This is a genomic window from Stenotrophomonas maltophilia, assembly GCF_006974125.1.
GTDB classification, from domain to species: domain Bacteria; phylum Pseudomonadota; class Gammaproteobacteria; order Xanthomonadales; family Xanthomonadaceae; genus Stenotrophomonas; species Stenotrophomonas maltophilia_O.
Window position 1 is genome coordinate 705,083 of record NZ_CP037858.1, and the last position, 18,067, is coordinate 723,149.

General features: G+C 62.9%; 19 protein-coding genes. 5 read left to right on the forward strand and 14 right to left on the reverse strand.

The annotated features are described in order from the left end of the window. Positions 1–11: 11 nt before the first annotated feature. From EZ304_RS03275 to EZ304_RS03335, 13 genes are all read right to left on the reverse strand, one after another. A complete protein-coding gene (locus tag EZ304_RS03275) occupies positions 12–1,169 on the reverse strand; it encodes a type IV secretion system protein (RefSeq protein ID WP_099551001.1) in 1,158 nt (385 codons plus the stop codon). A 74-nt stretch (positions 1,170–1,243) separates the two neighbouring features. Beyond that, entirely contained in the window at positions 1,244–2,044 is an 801-nt protein-coding gene (locus EZ304_RS03280; RefSeq protein WP_142806260.1) for a hypothetical protein, read from the reverse strand. A gap of 51 nt (positions 2,045–2,095) precedes the next feature. Further along, the gene (locus EZ304_RS03285) at positions 2,096–4,543 is read right to left on the reverse strand and encodes a VirB4 family type IV secretion/conjugal transfer ATPase (RefSeq protein ID WP_099604039.1); all 2,448 of its coding nucleotides are present in this window, start codon (positions 4,541–4,543) and stop codon (positions 2,096–2,098) included. Between the two features lie 84 nt (positions 4,544–4,627). Further along, positions 4,628–4,936, reverse strand: a complete 309-nt coding sequence (locus EZ304_RS03290; protein WP_142806261.1) for a type IV secretion system protein VirB3 — start codon at positions 4,934–4,936, stop codon at positions 4,628–4,630. Further along, a complete protein-coding gene (locus tag EZ304_RS03295; protein ID WP_111113698.1) occupies positions 4,929–5,351 on the reverse strand; it encodes a TrbC/VirB2 family protein in 423 nt (140 codons plus the stop codon). Before EZ304_RS03295 ends, EZ304_RS03290 begins: the two co-directional genes overlap by 8 nt. A 73-nt stretch (positions 5,352–5,424) precedes the next feature. Next, positions 5,425–6,390 carry a lytic transglycosylase domain-containing protein gene (locus EZ304_RS21250; RefSeq protein WP_142806262.1) on the reverse strand — a complete coding sequence of 322 codons (966 nt, stop codon included), beginning with the start codon at positions 6,388–6,390 and terminating at the stop codon, positions 5,425–5,427. Positions 6,391–6,393: 3 nt separating this feature from the next. Then, positions 6,394–7,437: a P-type DNA transfer ATPase VirB11 gene (gene virB11, locus EZ304_RS03305; RefSeq protein WP_099550995.1), complete on the reverse strand. Its 1,044-nt coding sequence runs from the start codon at positions 7,435–7,437 to the stop codon at positions 6,394–6,396. A gap of 14 nt (positions 7,438–7,451) precedes the next feature. Then, positions 7,452–8,705 (reverse strand): TrbI/VirB10 family protein, encoded by a 1,254-nt coding sequence (locus EZ304_RS03310; RefSeq protein ID WP_142806263.1) that lies wholly within the window; start codon positions 8,703–8,705, stop codon positions 7,452–7,454. After that, positions 8,702–9,481 (reverse strand): TrbG/VirB9 family P-type conjugative transfer protein, encoded by a 780-nt coding sequence (locus tag EZ304_RS03315; protein ID WP_049402208.1) that lies wholly within the window; start codon positions 9,479–9,481, stop codon positions 8,702–8,704. The genes EZ304_RS03310 and EZ304_RS03315 overlap by 4 nt, the downstream gene beginning before the upstream one ends. Then, a complete protein-coding gene (locus tag EZ304_RS03320; protein WP_142806264.1) occupies positions 9,478–10,524 on the reverse strand; it encodes a virB8 family protein in 1,047 nt (348 codons plus the stop codon). Before EZ304_RS03320 ends, EZ304_RS03315 begins: the two co-directional genes overlap by 4 nt. 89 nt (positions 10,525–10,613) lie before the next feature. Next, a complete protein-coding gene (locus tag EZ304_RS03325) occupies positions 10,614–11,060 on the reverse strand; it encodes a hypothetical protein (protein WP_099550992.1) in 447 nt (148 codons plus the stop codon). A gap of 430 nt (positions 11,061–11,490) precedes the next feature. Beyond that, on the reverse strand, positions 11,491–13,170 hold the full coding sequence (locus tag EZ304_RS03330) for a type IV secretory system conjugative DNA transfer family protein (protein ID WP_099550991.1): 1,680 nt from the start codon (positions 13,168–13,170) through the stop codon (positions 11,491–11,493). 36 nt (positions 13,171–13,206) lie between these two features. Beyond that, positions 13,207–13,464, reverse strand: coding sequence for a hypothetical protein (locus EZ304_RS03335; RefSeq protein WP_099550990.1), 258 nt, complete (start codon positions 13,462–13,464; stop codon positions 13,207–13,209). A 238-nt stretch (positions 13,465–13,702) separates the two neighbouring features. On the opposite strand from EZ304_RS03335, the gene EZ304_RS03340 reads away from it, so the two are divergent. Next, positions 13,703–14,914, forward strand: a complete 1,212-nt coding sequence (locus tag EZ304_RS03340) for an MFS transporter (RefSeq protein ID WP_142806265.1) — start codon at positions 13,703–13,705, stop codon at positions 14,912–14,914. 16 nt (positions 14,915–14,930) lie between these two features. Here EZ304_RS03340 and EZ304_RS03345 read toward each other — a convergent pair whose 3' ends face one another. Continuing rightward, on the reverse strand, positions 14,931–15,410 hold the full coding sequence (locus tag EZ304_RS03345; protein ID WP_142806266.1) for a MerR family transcriptional regulator: 480 nt from the start codon (positions 15,408–15,410) through the stop codon (positions 14,931–14,933). An 89-nt stretch (positions 15,411–15,499) separates the two neighbouring features. On the opposite strand from EZ304_RS03345, the gene EZ304_RS03350 reads away from it, so the two are divergent. The 4 genes from EZ304_RS03350 to EZ304_RS03365 all read left to right on the forward strand — a co-directional run bounded on the left by EZ304_RS03350 (position 15,500) and on the right by EZ304_RS03365 (position 18,055). Further along, the gene (locus EZ304_RS03350) at positions 15,500–16,738 is read left to right on the forward strand and encodes an NADH:flavin oxidoreductase/NADH oxidase family protein (RefSeq protein ID WP_142806267.1); all 1,239 of its coding nucleotides are present in this window, start codon (positions 15,500–15,502) and stop codon (positions 16,736–16,738) included. 94 nt (positions 16,739–16,832) lie between these two features. Further along, positions 16,833–17,309: a hypothetical protein gene (locus tag EZ304_RS03355; RefSeq protein WP_099550986.1), complete on the forward strand. Its 477-nt coding sequence runs from the start codon at positions 16,833–16,835 to the stop codon at positions 17,307–17,309. 141 nt (positions 17,310–17,450) lie between these two features. Further along, positions 17,451–17,684: a hypothetical protein gene (locus EZ304_RS03360; RefSeq protein WP_142806268.1), complete on the forward strand. Its 234-nt coding sequence runs from the start codon at positions 17,451–17,453 to the stop codon at positions 17,682–17,684. A gap of 125 nt (positions 17,685–17,809) precedes the next feature. Then, positions 17,810–18,055 (forward strand): hypothetical protein, encoded by a 246-nt coding sequence (locus EZ304_RS03365; RefSeq protein WP_054172026.1) that lies wholly within the window; start codon positions 17,810–17,812, stop codon positions 18,053–18,055. Positions 18,056–18,067: the final 12 nt, after the last annotated feature.

Genomic DNA, 18,067 nt, shown 5'->3' on the forward strand with positions numbered 1-18,067 from the left:
CAGTCCAGCCTCTAATTTCCTTGATTGGCGTTCGCCGCGCCACGTTGACCAGGTGTGGTTCCTCCCGCCCCGCCCGTGCCGTCAAACACTCGGCCCAGACTGTTCTGAGGATTTGCTGCATTGTGGCCCGACGCGGCCTCCGGAGCCGCCGGCGGCGGAGCCGACATGCCCGGCGGACGACCATCGGCACTCGGCGAGGCACTTGCGCCACCACCTATCTGCGAATATGCCATGAAGGTGCCCAGGGTACCCTGGAAGAACATCGCTGCCATTGGGGGTGTAGTCAGGATCAACGCCGTGAGGATCAGGCCCATGCCTCCCTGCTGCATTGCCTGGCTGGTCATGCCGTCGGACATGCTTTCCTTGAGGATGAACTCCTGCACCAGCGCCGTGGTCCAGAAGGTGGCCGCTACACGTACCACCATGTCGAGCGCGATGGAGACCATCGCTGCAAGTACGGCCATCGAGAACATCGTGCCGATACCGTAGAACAGCCAGCGCTGGAACAGCTGCTTGGTCTGCTCGAACAGCAGGCAGAGGATGAACAATGGACCGAAGCCGATGAACAACGCCATGGCGATTTCATACAGCATCAGCATTGCACCAGCGGTGATGGCCGGACCTGCGGTGCCCATCCCGATGAAGAACAGTGCCCGCTTCTTGTCCTCCAGCAGCTCCCCGTCATTCATGATCTGAATGGCGTCGATACTGGAAAGCGCGACCTGCATCCATGCCAGGCTCTTGTCGATCTGATCCTCGGGCGATTCGTTCGAGCCCGTCACGACCTTCGTGATTTCTTCCTTGACGTCGTGGGTGAGGAAGCTCTGCAGGTTGGTGCCGAACGCGCCCATCGTGGTGGCCGCGCTGACGATCAACGCCGCACGCGCCATATTGGTCACCAGTACCATCATTGAGTCCCGGCTGCGGCCGGTCACGATGCGGAAGCCCTGCACCAGCACCCACAGGGTCATGAGCGTGAGGGCGATGCCGCCGACCCACTGCATCATTTCCCCCATCATGTCGATGCCAAACTTGTTTATCTTGCTTCGCAGGAAGTCGAAGATGAACTTGAAGAACACGAAATCCCCGATCGACTGGACACGTGCCACGTGCCCCATCAAATCCTGGAATCCGCCATTGAAGTCAAAATTGGCAATCGACCTGATCATTTCCGCAATCCCTTGATGTATCCCTACCGGACAACCTCATGAGGCAAGTGCTTATACCCCTGCCCCAAGCGACGTCAGTCGATGTGCAAAGCACCTTTCAACGCAGCGGTCTTGACCAGCTGCGAGATGACGCCCGGCTTGCCTTTCAATGCCACGCGCGCCAACACGCGCTGATTGGCCTTCATTGATTCCTCATAGGCGTCGTAGGACCGCATGCGCGCCTCCCACTCCTGCTGCAGCTTGGCAATGTCGTTTGCCGTACGCAGGGAGTCACTGTTCACTGCGGACATCGTGCCGGCCAGGTTTCCGTCCCCGCCAAAACGCCAACCCATGATCTCACCAAGCGTCGAATTGATGCTGGGGATGGTCTTCTCAAGGAACTCAACCGTCTCGTTGCGCTTGCGGTTTTCCATCATCTGGATGTTCACGCAAAGCTGCTGCTGCTGCGCATACAGGTCGCCAGAGGTGTCGAGGACGAACTTCTTCAGCAGGCTTCCTGCACTGAAGCCTGCTGAAGTACGGCAGACGTCTGCAACCATGTAGTCATCTGGAACACGCTCGAGCGTTGCCCCGGGTGGCAGCCCAAAATTGTTGATCAGACCCTGGATCTGGACCAGCGCGTCCTGATATTCCTGGAACGTCTTTTTCCAGCGAGTCACCTGAGCCGCGTACTCCAGCCCATCAGCCTTGATCTGCGCCTTTCCTTGAGCAACGTCCTTCAGCGCCTGCATCAGGTTGCTGAGGTCGAAAACAGGGTAACCACCGGCTGATACCGACGTCGTGGAGAACATGACCATGCTCCCCAGCAGGATGGCTGCCAGGCGCTTCTGACGCAGACCGCGTTGGCGCTTGTTATTACGGGATGTCATGTTCATGTTCTTCTCCAATGGAATGGATTTCATTCAGCGCTGTTTGATCGAAGGCTTTCAAGCCGCATCGGTTTCGGCAGAGACCTTGGCTTTACCAGAGCCCTTTCGGTTCTTGTAGAAGTCCTCCAGCCACTGTTCCGGCGTGAGCTCGTCCACAGTGATCCGATTGCGGACCGCAGCCGTCTGCAGCACCCGATGCATGATGTCGATGTTGTCGGTCGAGGCCGAGATCACCGACAGGATGTCATCCATGCCGCGAAGGTTGAGCTGGCAGACACTGGAGGCATGGCCCTGCTTGACCAGGAAGCAGCGCGAGCGCTCGTCCAGTGCCGTGACCACCTTGAACTCCGCCTCGGTCAACTTCAGGCCATCCATGTAGTCGCTCTTGCTAGCGTTCGGGTTCGGCAGCAGGATGAGCGTGGCGGTCTGCTCGATCAGGGCAGCGGAGATATCACTCTTCAGCGCGTCTTCCGGGCTCTGCGTGGCGAAGATGCCCAGGCCGTTCTGCTTACGGATGGTCTTCTGCTTGTTCTTCGCGAACTCCTTCAGGCCACCCTCGCCGTCCAGGATCTTCCAGAATTCGTCCATCACATAGATCAGCGGACGACCGTCGATCAGCGACTCAAGGCGGTGCAGCAGGTAATTGATGACCGGCACGCGCACTTCGGGGTTGTCGATGATGTCGGTGTAGTCGAAGCCGATGATGTTGGCCTTGCTCAGATCCACCGTATCGATCGGATTGTCGAAGACCCAGCCCAGCGAATTACCCGAGGTCCAACGACGCATGCGCGCATAGAGACCGTCATCGCCCATGTTGGGCAGGCTCTTCTGGAAGTTGGTCATGCTGCGCAGGTGCATCGGCGTATCAAGCATGCTCTCCACCGCGCGGTAGATGTCCTCTTCCTCGCGAGCGCTGTACTCGCGCTTGCCGGCCAGCACCTTGATCAGGTCGGCCAGGAACTGCACGTTGGATTCGCTGTTCTCGCACTGGAACGGGTTGAAGCCGGTCGGCGCACCATTCTCCAGGGCCAGGTAGTTGCCACCACAGGCGCGCACGAAGATCTCCGCGCCGCGGTCCTTGTCGAAGAAGAAGATGGTCGGCGATGGTTCGTACTTCTGTACCTGGCTGAGCAGGAAGTTGATCAGCGCGGTCTTGCCGGTACCGGACTTGCCGATGACCATGGTATTGGCGATCGCCTTCTCACCCAGCGAATTCTCGGATGGATGGGTGGCATGGAAATTGAAGTAGTACGGCTGGCCGTTGGTGGTCTGCAGCGTGGTCACGCAGTCGCCCCACGGGTTGTTGTGCTGCTTGCCGGTGGCGAAGTTGTGCAGCGGAGACAGGCCGAGGAAGTTCAGCGAGCTGACGTTGGCCAGCCGCGTGCGGAAGCGCCAGTTGGCCGGCAACTGCGAATAGAACGACGAGGTGACCGCCAGATCTTCCTTGGTCGACACGAATCCGGCGTTGGACAGCTCGGCACGGGTCGAGGCCACGTTCTGCGAGAGCTTGGCCTGGCTGTCGCCGTAGACCGCCATGATGAAGTGGTACTCGCCCAGCACGAAGTTGCCTGACGACAGATGATCCATCGCCTGGTCGAGTTCGACGATCTGGCTGACCGCCTTGTCGCCCGAGGAAATCATCATGCCCTTGGTCCGGTCCAGCACCTTCAAGGCGTCCTGGCGCCCCATCGGGCTGAACGAATGGGTGATGACGTACTCGTAGTCCAGATACTTCAGACCATTGAGGATGCCCGGATAGGTCCCCTCGGCATATTCCTTGATATTCAGGATTGCGCCGAAATGATTGACGCCATTGGGCGTATTGATCACGAAATCGCCGGTCTTGGCAGAGAACATGTGCCGGCTGACCGGAAGATAGTCTTTCACTGGCGCCGACAGTACCGGCACCGGCTCATCGATGCGGTTGATCAGGTAGCCGAACAGCTCCAGCGTCTCGGAAAACACCACGCCGTTCTTGGCTTCGTACATGCCGAGCCGGTACGGCGCGTAGTCGCGGATCACCGCCTCGACGTTCCCGGCCAGCTCCATCAGCTTCTCGACCGCCTGCTCCTGCTCGGCGCGCAGCTTGTCCACGTTCGCAGACTTCTCCACGAAGCGCTTTCCCGCCACCACCGGACGATAGATCATCGTCAGGTACAGCTCGTTCTGCATGATGCGCTGCGAGGACAGCATGCCCATGTACTGGTCGGACACATCCTGGTTGAAGCGCTGCTTGTAGTGGCTCTTTCCCTTCAGGGTGCGACGGCGGCGGATGTCATGCACCCAGAAGGCGACGTTGACGAAATCCGGCGCACGCAGCGTCTGCAGCAACCGGTTGAAAGTATTGTGCCGATGCTCAAGCTCCCATTCTTCGCGCCCCACGAACGGCAGCCCTTCCAGGTGCCAGGTCAACAGGTAGTCGCCGCCTGTGGTCTTCACCACATTCGGAGCCACGTGCGACGACAGGGGGATGAATTCACTGATGGAGGTATCTGGGTTGAACATGCGACTGCTTCCAAAAGGTACTGCCGACAAAGATCCGGAGTTGGCCAGGCGGGCGTTCAACGCCCACCTGGCCGGATCCAGCCCTCAATCCCTGGGGGCTGGCTTGCTGCGGTAGTGATTCGGGTTGAACACCCACATGCCATCGTGCTCCTGCACGTTGCGCGTCTTGAGCTTGAACATCAGGCGCAGGCCCAGCAGGCGGAAGATCATCTCGTCACGCTTGGCCATCTGCCGCATGATGAAGATCGCCACCGGAATGGTCAGCAGAAACCAGAAATTCGTGTACATGCTCAGCAGCAACAACCCACCCGCCACCATGAAAAATGGCAGGTAGGGAACGCCCAGGAACATCGCTGGGCGCGTGCAGCCCCGGAACAGGACGTTCTTATGCACTGTAGTACTGGACGGCGTGCTTGATCATTTCAAACGCCATGCCAGCGCCGTCGCCGCCACCGCCGACGTTGTCGCAGTTGCCAGCTTCCTTGCCGAGCAGCATGCGCGCGATCTGGCCCGCCGCGCCGATCAGCACACCGCCGATCAGGATCGGGGCCACGTCACCGATACGCTTGTGGGCAAACGCGATCTGGTAACCGGCGAAGATCACGGCGATCGTGACCACGGCGATCGAGGCCATGTTCAGCAGGCCGTTGATGTTGGAGAAGAAGCCGCAGACCTTGCCATCGGTACCACCGAAGTCGGTGCCGGCCAGGGCCTGGGGAGCGAACACAGCACCTGCGAATGCGACCGCCATCAGCATGGTCTTCAGCGTGCGCTGGGCCTGGACGAGGTCTAGATTGAATCGCTTCATGGATTGATTTCCTTGTTGATGGACTAACACAACTGAATCGACCAGCCGGGGGACCGGTCGCACCACGACTTCGTCAGAACACGAAGGCCGCATCCCCTGCGGGAATCTGCTGCACCGGGGCACGTGGTGCCGGTGCGTTGTAGAAATTCTGGGCATCCGCTGCCGGCGCGTTGCGCTCGTTCCAGGGGCGCAGCATCACCGGCGCATCCGACCCGGCAGCGATCCCGGGAAGCTGCTGCGGCATGGCTGACCGGCCCTGCGCCGCTGCGGGTTGCGGATACTGCTGTGGGGCCTGCTGCGGCATGCCATTCGCGCCCTGCGCCTGCGGCTGCATCATCCGATCAACCGAGCCCAGCACTACGCGCGATACCGCCTGGTCGGCGATGTTCAGCAGGCTGCCGCGGGCCATCGCACCGGTTGATGGGTAGACGGTGTAGGCCCGGGCCGGGTCATTGGACGGTACGTAAACCGGCGCACTGGCCTGGGCGACGATGCGCGCCTGGGCCGGCGAGACTGTCTGCGGATGATGCTCGACCTTCACTACCCGACGCTCGCCACGACTGACCACGTCGATCGGCGCGACGCCATTGGAGGCGACCTGCTGGCCACGACGGATGGAGTCGTAGACCTTCTGCACGTAGCCGTGGCGGAAACCGGTCTCGAAGTTGCCCGAGTAGTAGCAGCTGAACGACTTTCCCCAGTCCTTGCCCGAGCGGTTGTAGCACTCGGCGAGGATGCGGGAGCCCGCCTGCAGGTTCGGGCACTGCTGGAACGCCTTCTCGTACGAATCCAGACCATACTTGGCCAGGTTGTAGCGATTGACCTGGGCCAGGCCAATGGAGAAGTTGTAGCCCTTCTCCTCCAGCATGCGAACGGTGGCCAGCGCCTCGTCGAGTGCCTTGGGCTGGCGCACCAGGGCGCCGCCGACCACGCCGATGGCATAGGGGTTGCGCGACGATTCCACGTTGATGACGTGCTGCATCACGTCCATCGAGACGGCCATTTCCGGGCACGCCATCATTTCCAGTCCTGGCAGCATTGGTCAGCCCTCCTGCCCCTGGGCACGCCCAGGATTGAAATCAATACCGGTGATATAGCGCGAGCCTGCGTGCGCCTTGATATGCACGACGATGTCGATGGTCATCATCAGCAGTCGCTTGATGACGTTGAACTCCAGGCCCGACCCTTCAGTCGATGCCTTCACCATCAGCGCCAGCTGATCCCAGGTCTGCTCCGGGCTGCCGGCATGGCAACTGGTGATCGAACCCGGATGGCCCGATGCGCAGTTGCGGATGAAGTAGAACGCCTCGTCACCGCGCAGCTCGGCGAGGATGATGCGTTCGGGTTTCATGCGCAGGCAGGCTTCCATGCAACTCTTTGCGCTGACATTGCTGGTGCTCTGCCCGCCCTTGGAGTACAGCAGGTGAACCACATTGGGTTGGGTCAGAAACAGCTCGCGGGCGTCCTCGATCGTGACCAGGCGCTCGCTGTCCGGGATATGATTGACCAGCGCTTTCATGAAGGTGGTCTTGCCGCTACCGGTCGCACCGGATACCACGATGTTCTTGCGGTACATCACCGCACGACGGAAGAACTCTGCGTACTCGCGCTGCTGCCGCAGCTCCAGCAACTCGCGATCCTGCTCGCTCAGACTGCCATCCTGTTCCAGGATCTGGTTGAAGAAGCCATCCTCGTGGTACTGGGTGAGCGACTTGGTGTGCTTGGACGGCAGGCGGATCGTGATCGAAACCTTGCCGGCATCACAGGCAGGTGGAATCACGAACTGCGCACGCTGGCCGGTCGGGAAGGTCAGCGAGACGACCGGATCGGCATCGGTGATGCGCTGGCCCGTGTTGCTCTCATTGACGACGGCGGTGCAGAACTGCCGGGCCCGCTCGAAGGTCAGGCCCGGCACGTCCACCCGCTGCCACCCGGCCCGGGTTTCCAGGTACAGCTCACCGGGACGGTTGATGCAGATTTCCGTCACTTCCGGGGATGTCATGTACTCGGCGATGCCCAGCACTTCGTACTGATAGCGCAGGAAATCGCTGGAGACGAGGGCGAGGGGTGACACTTCGGCGTCCATGGTTGTTCTTCGGGTTACCGGCGCGGGTTGAGCACGTTGGTGAAGTCAACGTCCTTGGCGACGTAGACGTTCACGATGGTGCCCTGGTTGATGGTGACGGTCGGCGGGCGGTTCGAACTGGTCAGGGCTTCGTTGGCGAGACGCTCCATCGTGCGCGCGGTGGCGCTTTCATAGGGCGAACGAACGGCGAAACCGTTGCTGGAAACCGTCGTGGACTCCGGGCCATGTTCGGCTGCGGCGTACTTGAAGGCGTCGGCGATCAGGCTGATCATCAGTGCAGACGCAATGCGGCTGCCCCAGTGCGCGCTGTACTGGCCTGGATGACCGGCACCGCCCAGCTGATCCACGCCCGGGCTGGACATGGCTACGTCGATGCCATTTGGCGTGGTGATGCGATCCCAGATCACTTCCACGCGCTTGCCCTTGGGACCGCCGCCGTACGCACCGTAGATCTTGGAACCCTTCGGCAGCAGCAGGCTGCGGCCGTTGATCGAGTAGACCGGCTCGGTCAACAGGCACGACGTATAGCCTGCAAGATCGGTGATGATGCGGGTCTCCAGGACGCAACGCAGATAGGTGCCACGCACCAGCAGCGCATCGGGGCTCCGGATGTAGGACGCATTGGACACATCATCCACGTCAGGCCCGCGGCGCACCTTGGCCGGCGGAGCATTGCCGCTCTGCGCCTGTATCGCAGCCAGCGTGGCCTGCATGTAGGGATCATCGTTGTCCCCTGCTGCGGCCTGGCCGCCAGCGTCGCCCGTGCCCACGCCTGCGCCACCACTACCGGCAATGCGGCGATCCAGCAGACTCGGGCCGCGATCGATCTCGCGCTCGGGTGCGGCACGCGGAATGTAGGTCGGGCCCATCGTTTCCTGCGGCGGCGGCGGCAGCATCGGAATGGGCTCGGCGGCCTCCCGGGCGGCCTCGCGAATCGCGGAGGGCGCCATGGTCGGCAGATCGGGGGTGCTCGAACGTGCGACCTGCGGCGGCGCCTTGGCGTCGTCAGCGTCGTCCTTGCCCTTGCGCAGCAGCAGGAAGCCCATGGCCAGCAACAACACCAGGATGCCGCCGAGGAACAATAGCGCCTTGCGGTTCAAACGCTGCTCTTCCGCAGAGCGAAGCTGCGGAGCACTGGCATCCAGGTCCGGGGTTGGCTCGGCCTGCGCATGCCCGTAGTAGGGGTTCGTCGGTGGCTCCTGAGCCGCAGGGCCCTGCCCGTACGGAGACGGATTTGGATCGTTGCCGGGAGTGTTCTGCTGGCTCATTTCTTCACGTTCCTTCGCAGGCCGACGACGAAGTCGCCGTGGCGGATGACCAGGTACGGGTAGGTCCCGTGCACGATCAGCGTATTGCCCTCAACCGTGGTGTTGACCACGAAATCCTCGCCGTACTCCTTCTCGCGACCGAACACGGCCGGGAAGATACCGGTCTTGTACTCGGGCGAGTTGGGCAGTTTCAGATAGGTGAAACGGCCATCGTCGTAGGCGTTGACCGGGATCAGCCACCCCATTTTCTTCGCCTTGCTGGTCGAATAGGAGTAGTTGAAGTTGTATTGGCGGTCCTTGGCCAGCTCGGTACTCAGCAGCGGCTGCGCCTCTTCCTCGACCGCTGCCTGGGCAGGCCCGAACACAGTGTCATTCGGATAGACGAAGGCGATCTTGTACTGCACGCCGGCGCGACGCGCCTGCTCAAGCTGGCGCCAGTCGGTGGCAACGACCTTCAGCTCGAAAATGTACGAATGGGTCTCGGTACGCACCATCATGTTGGTGTCGACGTCGACGTTCTTCGGCTTGAGATAGAACACGTTCTCGCGCCGGGTCAGTTCCCAGCCGCTGCTGAAGCCGGTGCTGTAGTCGAGGATCTTCTCGTTCGGGCTCAGCTCGATCTGGGTGGTGAGGCCCAGGCCGGTGCGAACCGGGTAGATGCGGTCCTTCTCGTACTCGTAGTGGTCAACTGCCTGTGCCATCGCCGCGCTGGAGAACACCAGCGACAGCAACGACAGCAGCGCCCACGCGCTTCCCCTGACTTTTCGACTACTCATCGGTTGCTTGCTCCATCAGCATTTCCGGTGGAATGGTTCGGTGCCGGCGTCATTGCCGGCTGCCCCGGCGCGCCCTGCCCCTGCATCGGTTGCCCCTGGACCGGCTGGCCCTGCATGGGCGCACCCTGCATCGGCTGCATCTGTCCATTGGCCGGCACCGCGACAGGCTGACCGGTGGCGGGGTCGATCATGGTGGCGGCGGCCGGATTGTTCGGGTCGTACATGCCCTGCGCCTGCTGCGCGGCGAGTTGGGCCTGCTGCGCAGCATCCTGGGCCTGCTGCTGCATGGCGCCGTCATCCGGCACGGGCACACCACGCGCATAGTCGTTGTCGACACGGTACTCCGTGACCTGGAACGCCAATGGGTTGAGCACCCGGTCCTGTTCGGAAAGCGCGAGATTCTGGTTGTACTGGAAGCGCATGGTGACCAGCTGGTTGTCCAGGTAGGTCGATGCACCCGTGCGCTTGTCGAGCAGGCTGCGCTGGATGCGCACGGACGCACCGCGGAAGCTGCCATTCGCCTGCGCGCCCAGCGGGGTGATGCTGAGGATCTTGACCCTGATCGCCTTGCCCCTTCCGTACATCACGAAGGGATTCTGCGGATTGTTGCCGGCATAGCGCTGCTTCATGCTTGCGCCGACGGGATCGCTGGACATGACGAACACCAGCTCCCAGTCGCGCAACCCCATCACCGCGGAGTCGTACGACTCGCGCGCCAGCACGTACTGGGCGACATTGCTGCGGTTGACCGCTTCATTGGTGGTGATCGTTTCGCCCTGGAACGTGCCCCTCAGGCGCGCCACCGTGGCCGTACCTGTATAGGCATCGGCCATCACCAGGAACGGCACCTTCTCCTTCAGCGGCAGCATGTAGTAGTAGCCACCAGCCAGTGCGAGCGACATCAGCAATGAGCCGGTGGCCACCCACCACGCACGTCGCTCGCTGCGACGCGCCATGTCGGCCACGGTGATCTCGTAGCTGACCGCCTTGGCGACCGACTGCTCGACCTTGGGACTATTGCCGGGATCCTTCTTGCGGAACATGGATTCTTCCGTACTGCTGAAACATCAATGGGCGTGGAGCCCCTGCGACAGGCGCGGGGAGCAGCACGTTCGATGGTTTCGAGGTGGACTCAGGTGCCGCTGTTGGAATCAGCGCCCTGCGCCGACGCGGTGGGCGTCGAGCCAGCGCTCTGCACAACGATCTGGTTGCCTACGATGGAGACGGAGATACCCTGCGCCGCATACGCTGCGGTGAGGTCGATCACGGCCTGCTGCGCATTGGTGGTATCGATGTTCGAGACCGCGCCGTACAGGGTGAAATCCGAGCTCAGGCGGTAGTCCAGCGTGCGTCCGGAATCCTTGGCCCAACGCTCGAGCATGGCTTTGAGCGTGCCATCCATCGGCGAGGCCTGGTAGACGTAACTGGAGTACAGCGGAATCTCGGTTGTGGCCGCGGCGAAGCGGTTGACCGGCTTCCAGCGGCCTCCGAAATCGGGGGCGGGCTTGGTGGCACACCCTGCCACCATCAGCGCCGCGACTGCGGCGATGGACATTTTCGCGATAAACGCCTGATTCATACGGGCTTCACTTTGACGTACGAAAAAGCAGTTTCGAACGTTGGTTCCCTGGCCGTCCGGCGCTGCATGGCGCACGCCGGAATCGGAGGGACGCACTGGCATGCAGCACACCCACTCCGGCTCCCCTGCAGCCCGAAGGCTGCCAACCAGGTTGCAGGCCGAGCGACGGAGCTTCCCCGTCACGCACCTGCACACCCATACCAACGTCGAAACCATCCTTGTTTCCATGGCACAAACTCCTGGCCACCCTGCTTCAAAACTTTGACATCCAGCACACATCTCTGGATGTCGCACACAGGGTTACACAACTGCGCGTCAATTCCATGTCAGGAAAACCTGAAAATCTATCGAAACGTGTTGTTTTTTTGACGGAGCGCACCATTTCACGTCAGTGAATATGAATTCACTTCACATTTTTATGTTTGTGAAATCAGACTTTCAGCATCGGAACATCGACCTTTGGCAGCAGCCGCGAGGTGAAGTAGCGGTCCTTGTAGTAGCGGATCTTGTCGCATTTCACCGGATGCGGTATGCCCTCGTAGAGGAACACTTCCTTGTCCGGCCCCATCGCCTTCAGCTCCTGCGGCAGCATCAGCGCGCGCCGCTCTTCGGTGAAGCTGTGGGTCTTCTCGCGGGCGTGGGTGACGTTCTTCTTGCGGATGGTGGTGTAGCCCAGCATGTCCGAATAGTCGTTGGCGTCCTGCTGCTCGCGCGGCGCGTACAGGATCTGCAGCGCGTGGTTGGTGATGATCGTGCGCGAGACTTCCCGGCCATAGGTGGCATCGAGCTGGGACATGCTCTGGATGATCGGCAGCAGGCGGATGTTGTAGCCGGCCATGTAGGACACCGCCGAGGCGATGATCTCGACCTTGCCGATCGATGTGAATTCGTCCATCAGCAACAGGCACTGGTACTTCAGGTCCGGGTTGGACTTGGGCAGTTCCTTGGTGTTGAGGTTGATCAGCTGGCTGAAGAACAGGTTGATGATCAGGCGGCTCTCGGCCAGCTTGTTCGGCTGGATGCCGATGTAGATGGTCATCTTCTTCCTGCGGACGTCGGTCAGCAGGAAGTCGTTGCTGCTGGTGGCCTTGTCCAGCACCGGGTTGATCCAGGCATTGAGCGGTTCCTTGAAGGTGCCCAGGATCGAGGCGAAGGTCTCGTCGGCCTGGGACAGCATGTTGGCGAACGCCGAGCGCGCGTTGGCGCTGAGGAACGAACGCTCCGACAAGGCCTTGAGGTACTTCTTCAGATCGGTGCCGTCGCCGGATGACAACCGGTAGACAGAACCCAGCGTCGGCGTGCCCGAGCCGCCCGGGAAGCCACTGCTGCGCTCGTCGTCCCAGTTCTCGAACAGATACAGGGTGAAGGCCATGAACGCGTTGCGCGCCTGGCTGACCCAGAATTTCTGGTCCTCGGCACCATCCGGATACAGCATCGCAGCGATGCTCATCAGGTCCGACACCCGGAACGCCGGGTCATCGGAGACATAGCTGAGCGGGTTCCAGCGATGCGTGCGCCGATCCTCGGCGAAGGGATTGAACAGGTAGATCTCCTGGCCCTGGCTGGCGCGCCAGCCGCTGGTCAGGTCGAAGTTCTCCTGCTTGATGTCCAGCACCACCAGTGATTCGCCGTACTCGAGCAGGTTCGGGATGACCACGCCGACACCCTTGCCCGAGCGGGTCGGCGCGGCCAGGATCACGAACTGCTGGCCGTCCAGCCGGACCAGTTTGCCGCCGTGGCTGCCGACCACGATGCTCTGGCCGGTCTTCTTGAACATGCCATGCTTGGACAGGTCGGCGCCGGTGGCAAAGCGCGCGTCGCCATGCAGCGAGCGCTTGTCCTTCTTCAGCAGCAGCACCAGGCCGGTCACCAGCAGGACCAGCAGCGGCAGGCCGAAGCCCACGTAGCCGGCCCACTTGATCTTGCCCACGAACGGCGCAACCTGGGGCTGGCCAATGGCGTGGTAGTACTGGTAGTACGTGTTCCAGGTGAACAGCTTGGTGTCCAACCCCAGGAACAGCAGGGTCAGGTAGCCGGAAAACACGAAACCAAGCAGCAGGGTCGCCAGCGTGATGATGGCGATGAGCGAATACTTCTTACTGGGCAACACCCGGATCCTCCATGATGCGCACAAGGGCGCGACGGCCTAGCGGCGGCGCCAGCGCGACGCCTTCTTCCGCAGGTGGTTTTCGTTCTCCAGCCCGGGCTCCTCGCCCTCTTCACGCACCCGCTGCAACAGCAGCTGGCGCGCTTCGGCCAGTGATACAAGGTCGGTCAGACGATCCCCATCGTCGGCGACGACCGCATGGCCGACCACATCGCCCGGAGCGTACACCGGCTCGTAGGACACCGCTACCAGCTGATAGCGGCCACGCGTCTCCAGCACATGCCTGAATTCCTGCATCGATTTCCTCCTTGCTCAAGCGCTCCACGATCCCCTGCGTGCACCATCATGCCGCCCCCCATGTCGTCACCACATGCAGGACGCCAGCCGCAGCGCGCCGCACCTCCTGCCGCCCCGGGCCCGCGCTCGGCTGGCCACAATCCCATCGATCAAACGCTGATTTGCCCCTCGGCGTGGCTGCCCCTGTTGCGGTGCAGCAGTACAATGACCGGCTCCCCCGCCCCTTCGCGCCCTCCGCATGAGCCCCAACTCTTCCCTGGCTGCGCGGCTGACGCCCCGTCAGCGCACCCTGATCATCCTCGCCCTGTCACTGGGCGGCTTTGCCATCGGCACCAGCGAATTCGCCAGCATGGGCCTGATGCTGGAGATCAGCCGTGGCCTGTCGATCTCCGAAACCCAGGTCGGCCACCTCATCAGTGCCTATGCCATCGGCGTGGTCGTCGGTGCGCCGATCCTCGCCTTCGTCGGCGCCAGCTTCCCACGCCGCAAGCTGCTGCTTGCGCTGATGGGCTTCTATGCCATCGGCAACCTGGCCAGTGCGCTGGCGCCCAACTACGGCACGATGCTGGTGGCCCGTTTCGTCGCTGGCCTGCCGCACGGCGCCTACTTCGGCGTAGCGATGCTGGTGGCGGCGGCAATCAGCCCGGCCGGCCAGCGCGGCCAGGCGATGTCGCGCGTGTTGCTGGGCCTGTCGATTGCGATCCTGGTCGGCAATCCGCTGACCACCTGGCTGGGCCAGCAGTTGAGCTGGCGCACCGCCTTCGCCCTGGTCAGCGTGCTGGCCGTCGCCACCGTGGCGATGATCGCGCGCTTCCTGTTGCCGGATCCGGATGAAGTGCGCACCTCACCGATGCGCGAACTGCGCGCGTTCAATACCACGCAGGTGTGGCTGGCGCTGGCAATCGGCGCCGTTGGTTTCGCCGGTATGTTCTGCGTGTTCACCTACCTGGCACCCACCCTGGTGCAGGTCACCGGCGTAGCCGAATCCTGGATGCCACTGGCGGTGGGCGTGTTCGGCATCGGCGCGATCATCGGCAACATCGCCGGTGGCTGGCTGGTGGACAAGTTCCACTTCAAGGCCGCCGCGGTGGTGCTGCTTTGGTCGATCGTGATGCTGCTGCTGTACCCGCTGGCCGCGCAGTCGGTGTGGACGATCAGTCCGATGATCATCACCGTCGGCACCATGGGCGCGCTGGCGGCAGTGCTGCAGACGCGCCTGATGGACGTGGCGGGCGAAGCGCAGACCCTGGCCGCTGCCTCCAACCATGCCGCCTTCAACACCGCCAATGCACTCGGCCCGTGGCTGGGTGGCATGGCGATCAGCGCCGGCTTCAGCCCGGCCAGCACCGGCTATGTCGGTGCGGCCACCGCGATCGGCGGCCTGCTGCTGTGGTGCGTGGCGGTGATGCTGGACAGGAAGCGCAAGGCAGCCGGCGCGGGCAGCCACTGACCTTCGCGCCGGATCGTCAGCTGCTGCCCGCGCGGCGGCGGCGATCCGGCCGCAGCAACGCTGTATCACCGGCCGCCAGCGTCGGTCGCGCCAGCTCACCGCGCTGCACGCGGTCCAGCACCCGCCGCGAATTGGCCGCGCAGTCGATGCCCTCCGGCCGCGCCTGGATGTCCTCGATCAGGGCCCGCAGGTGCGCCCGGCTCTGTGCCAGCCGCAACTGCAGCGCCTCGATGTCGGCCACCTTCTGCTGCAGCATCATGATCAATGCATCGTGCTGCCACTGGCCCATGTCCGGTGGCAGCAAGGCGCGTATTTCCTCCAGGCTGAAGCCGGCGCGCTGCGCACCGGTAATCAGCTCCAGCAGCAGCACCGCCTGCTCCGGGTAGTCGCGGTAGCCGTTGGCCTGCCGTTGGACCACCAGCAACCCGGCCTCCTCGTAAAAGCGGATGCGCGACGCTGCCAGGCCCGTGCGGCGGGCGAGCTCACCGATTTTCATCTGCCTGAATCCTCGACATCGGAACCTGTTGACCTTCAATCAAGCTTGAAGGTTAGCGTAGCGCCATTCCCCTGTCCTGGAGCTGTCCGATGTCGCTGTTCTCGCCCCTGGCACTACCTTCCGGTGCCGTCATTCGCAACCGCATCGCCAAGGCGGCGATGGAGGAAAACATGGCCGACGCCGACCACGCGCCCTCCGAAGCATTGCTGCAGTTGTACCAGCGCTGGGCCGACGGCGGCGCCGGACTGATCATCACCGGCAACGTGATGGTCGATGGACGCGCCATGACCGGGCCGGGCGGCGTGGTGCTGGAGGACGACCGCCACCTCGACCGCTTCACGGCCTGGGCGGACACTGCCCGCTCGCGGGGCGCGCAGATGTGGATGCAGATCAATCACCCGGGGCGGCAGATGCCGGCCGCACTTGGTCAACCTGCGCTCGCGCCGTCAGCCGTCGCGCTGCAGATGGGCGCGCTGTCCAAGCAGTTCGCACCACCGAAAGCGATGACCTGGGACGACATTGACGCGGTGATCGCGCGCTTCATCCGCAGTGCCGAGCTGGCCGAACGCGCCGGATTCAGTGGCGTGGAGATCCATGCCGCACATGGCTACCTGCTCAGCCAGTTCCTGTCGCCGCTGTCGAACCACCGCGACGACCGCTGGGGTGGCAGCCTGCAGAACCGTGCGCGCCTGCTGCTGGAGATCGTGCAGGGTGTACGCGCGGCGGTGGCGCCCACGTTCGTGGTGGCGGTGAAGCTCAACTCCGCCGACTTCCAGCGGGGTGGCTTCTCGCCCGAGGACGCGCGCGAAGTGGTGGAGATGCTGGCGCCCCTCGGCGTGGATCTGGTCGAACTGTCCGGCGGCAGCTATGAAGCACCGGCCATGACCGGCGCCGCACGCGACGAACGCAGCGTGGCCCGCGAAGCGTACTTCCTCGAATTCGCACGTGAGATCGCCACGGTGGCAACAATGCCGCTGATGGTCACCGGCGGCATCCGCCGCCGCGAAGTGGCAGAGCAGGTGCTGGCCAGCGGCGTAGCCATGGTCGGCATCGCCACCGCACTGGCAATCGAGCCGGATCTGCCGCAGCACTGGCAGCAGGGCCGCGACCCGGTGCCGACACTGCGCGACATCAACTGGCGCAGCAAGCCGCTGGCGGCCAGCGCGCACATGGCCGCAGTGAAGTATCAGCTGGGCCGCCTGAGCCGGCGCCGCCCCACCGCACCCACGGTCTCACCGGTATGGGCACTGCTGCTGGCACAGGCGGCCGCAAAGTGTCGGACCCGCCGCTACCGGCGCTGGATCGGCGCCCGCGCCATCGCACGTTGAGCCGCGCGGTCTTCTCATCGCCGCAGCGATGCTCCACCATCTGCAGGATCGGCGGCAGTTCCGCCGCCGGTCGCAGCATGGAGATGGAACCCACGTGGCAGCAGGATCGACCAAGAACCGCGAGAAGCTGCTCGACGACCTGCTCTCGCTGGGCCGCAACTGGGCACTTGCCATCGCCATCGCCGGTGCCGGCGCGGCCGTCCACTACAACGAATCGGTCTACGAGGCCGGGCTCTGGCGCGGCCTGCTGCCTACACTCTGTTTCCTGGTCGCAATCATCTGGATCGTGCTCAGCATCATCCGTTTCGACCTGACCATCCAGCAACACTTCGAGCGCAAGCTGTCACGCTGGCTCAGCCGCCTGCTCTATGTCGTGCTGCTCGGTACCGGCATCACCGCCGTGTTCTTCGTCACCGAGCTGGCAGAGAACAACCATATTGCGCGGATGTGCGACTCGGTAGCCAACGAACCCGGCAGCCGCATCCACAGGTCGGCCGAATGCCAGCGCCTGTATCAGCACCGCGCTGCCTACCGGCAACGGCTGGAATCGGCCGAGGGCGAATTCGACTGAGGCCTGCGCCGGCTGCGCATCGCGTGCGCGAAAAACACATGGCGTGGATATGCGGTCGGGCACAGTGGCTACGCGTCCCTTGCAACGAACGAACGCCGCCGACATGCACCCCCCCCGCCCACCCCTGCCCGTCACGATGCCATCGCCCTGCAGGCAGGCGTGCTCGGCAGTGTGCTGGGCGTGACGTTGTTCAAGGCGATCGCACTGTCCGCACTGGCGAGTGGATCCTTGATGGTGATCGGGTTGTGGCTGCTGGCCTGCGCGCTGCTGGCCATCTGGGCACTGGCAGCCTGCCTGGCCTGCCTTGCGCTGAGCCGGCGCGTATTCGTGCTGATGCTGGCGCTCAGCATGATGCTGATGATCTGCGTCGCCTGACAGCAGGAGGCGCCGGACTATCGCGTATTCGTTACATAATAACAAGTGCGATTGGTCGGATTGTCTGCGCCAGGTGTCACGGATTTGAATTCCATGGCCAGCCCGGCACCACCCGAGACCTCCCCATGAACCTGCAGCCCCTGCTCCGCGCTTCCCTCACCGCCGTTGCCCTGGCCTCGCTCAGCGCCTGTGCCACCTATGACGACAGCAACATGCATCAGGCCTGCCAGGAGTCGCCGCATCTGAAGGACCTGCCGCGCGAAGTCGCTGCCCGCGAGAGCCGCTGCAACAAGAGCATGGAAGTGTGGTCGAGCGAGCGCAAGGGCAGTGACAGGCCGATCGACCTGAGCGGCAAGAAGAAGGACCTGTAACCGCACCCGGCG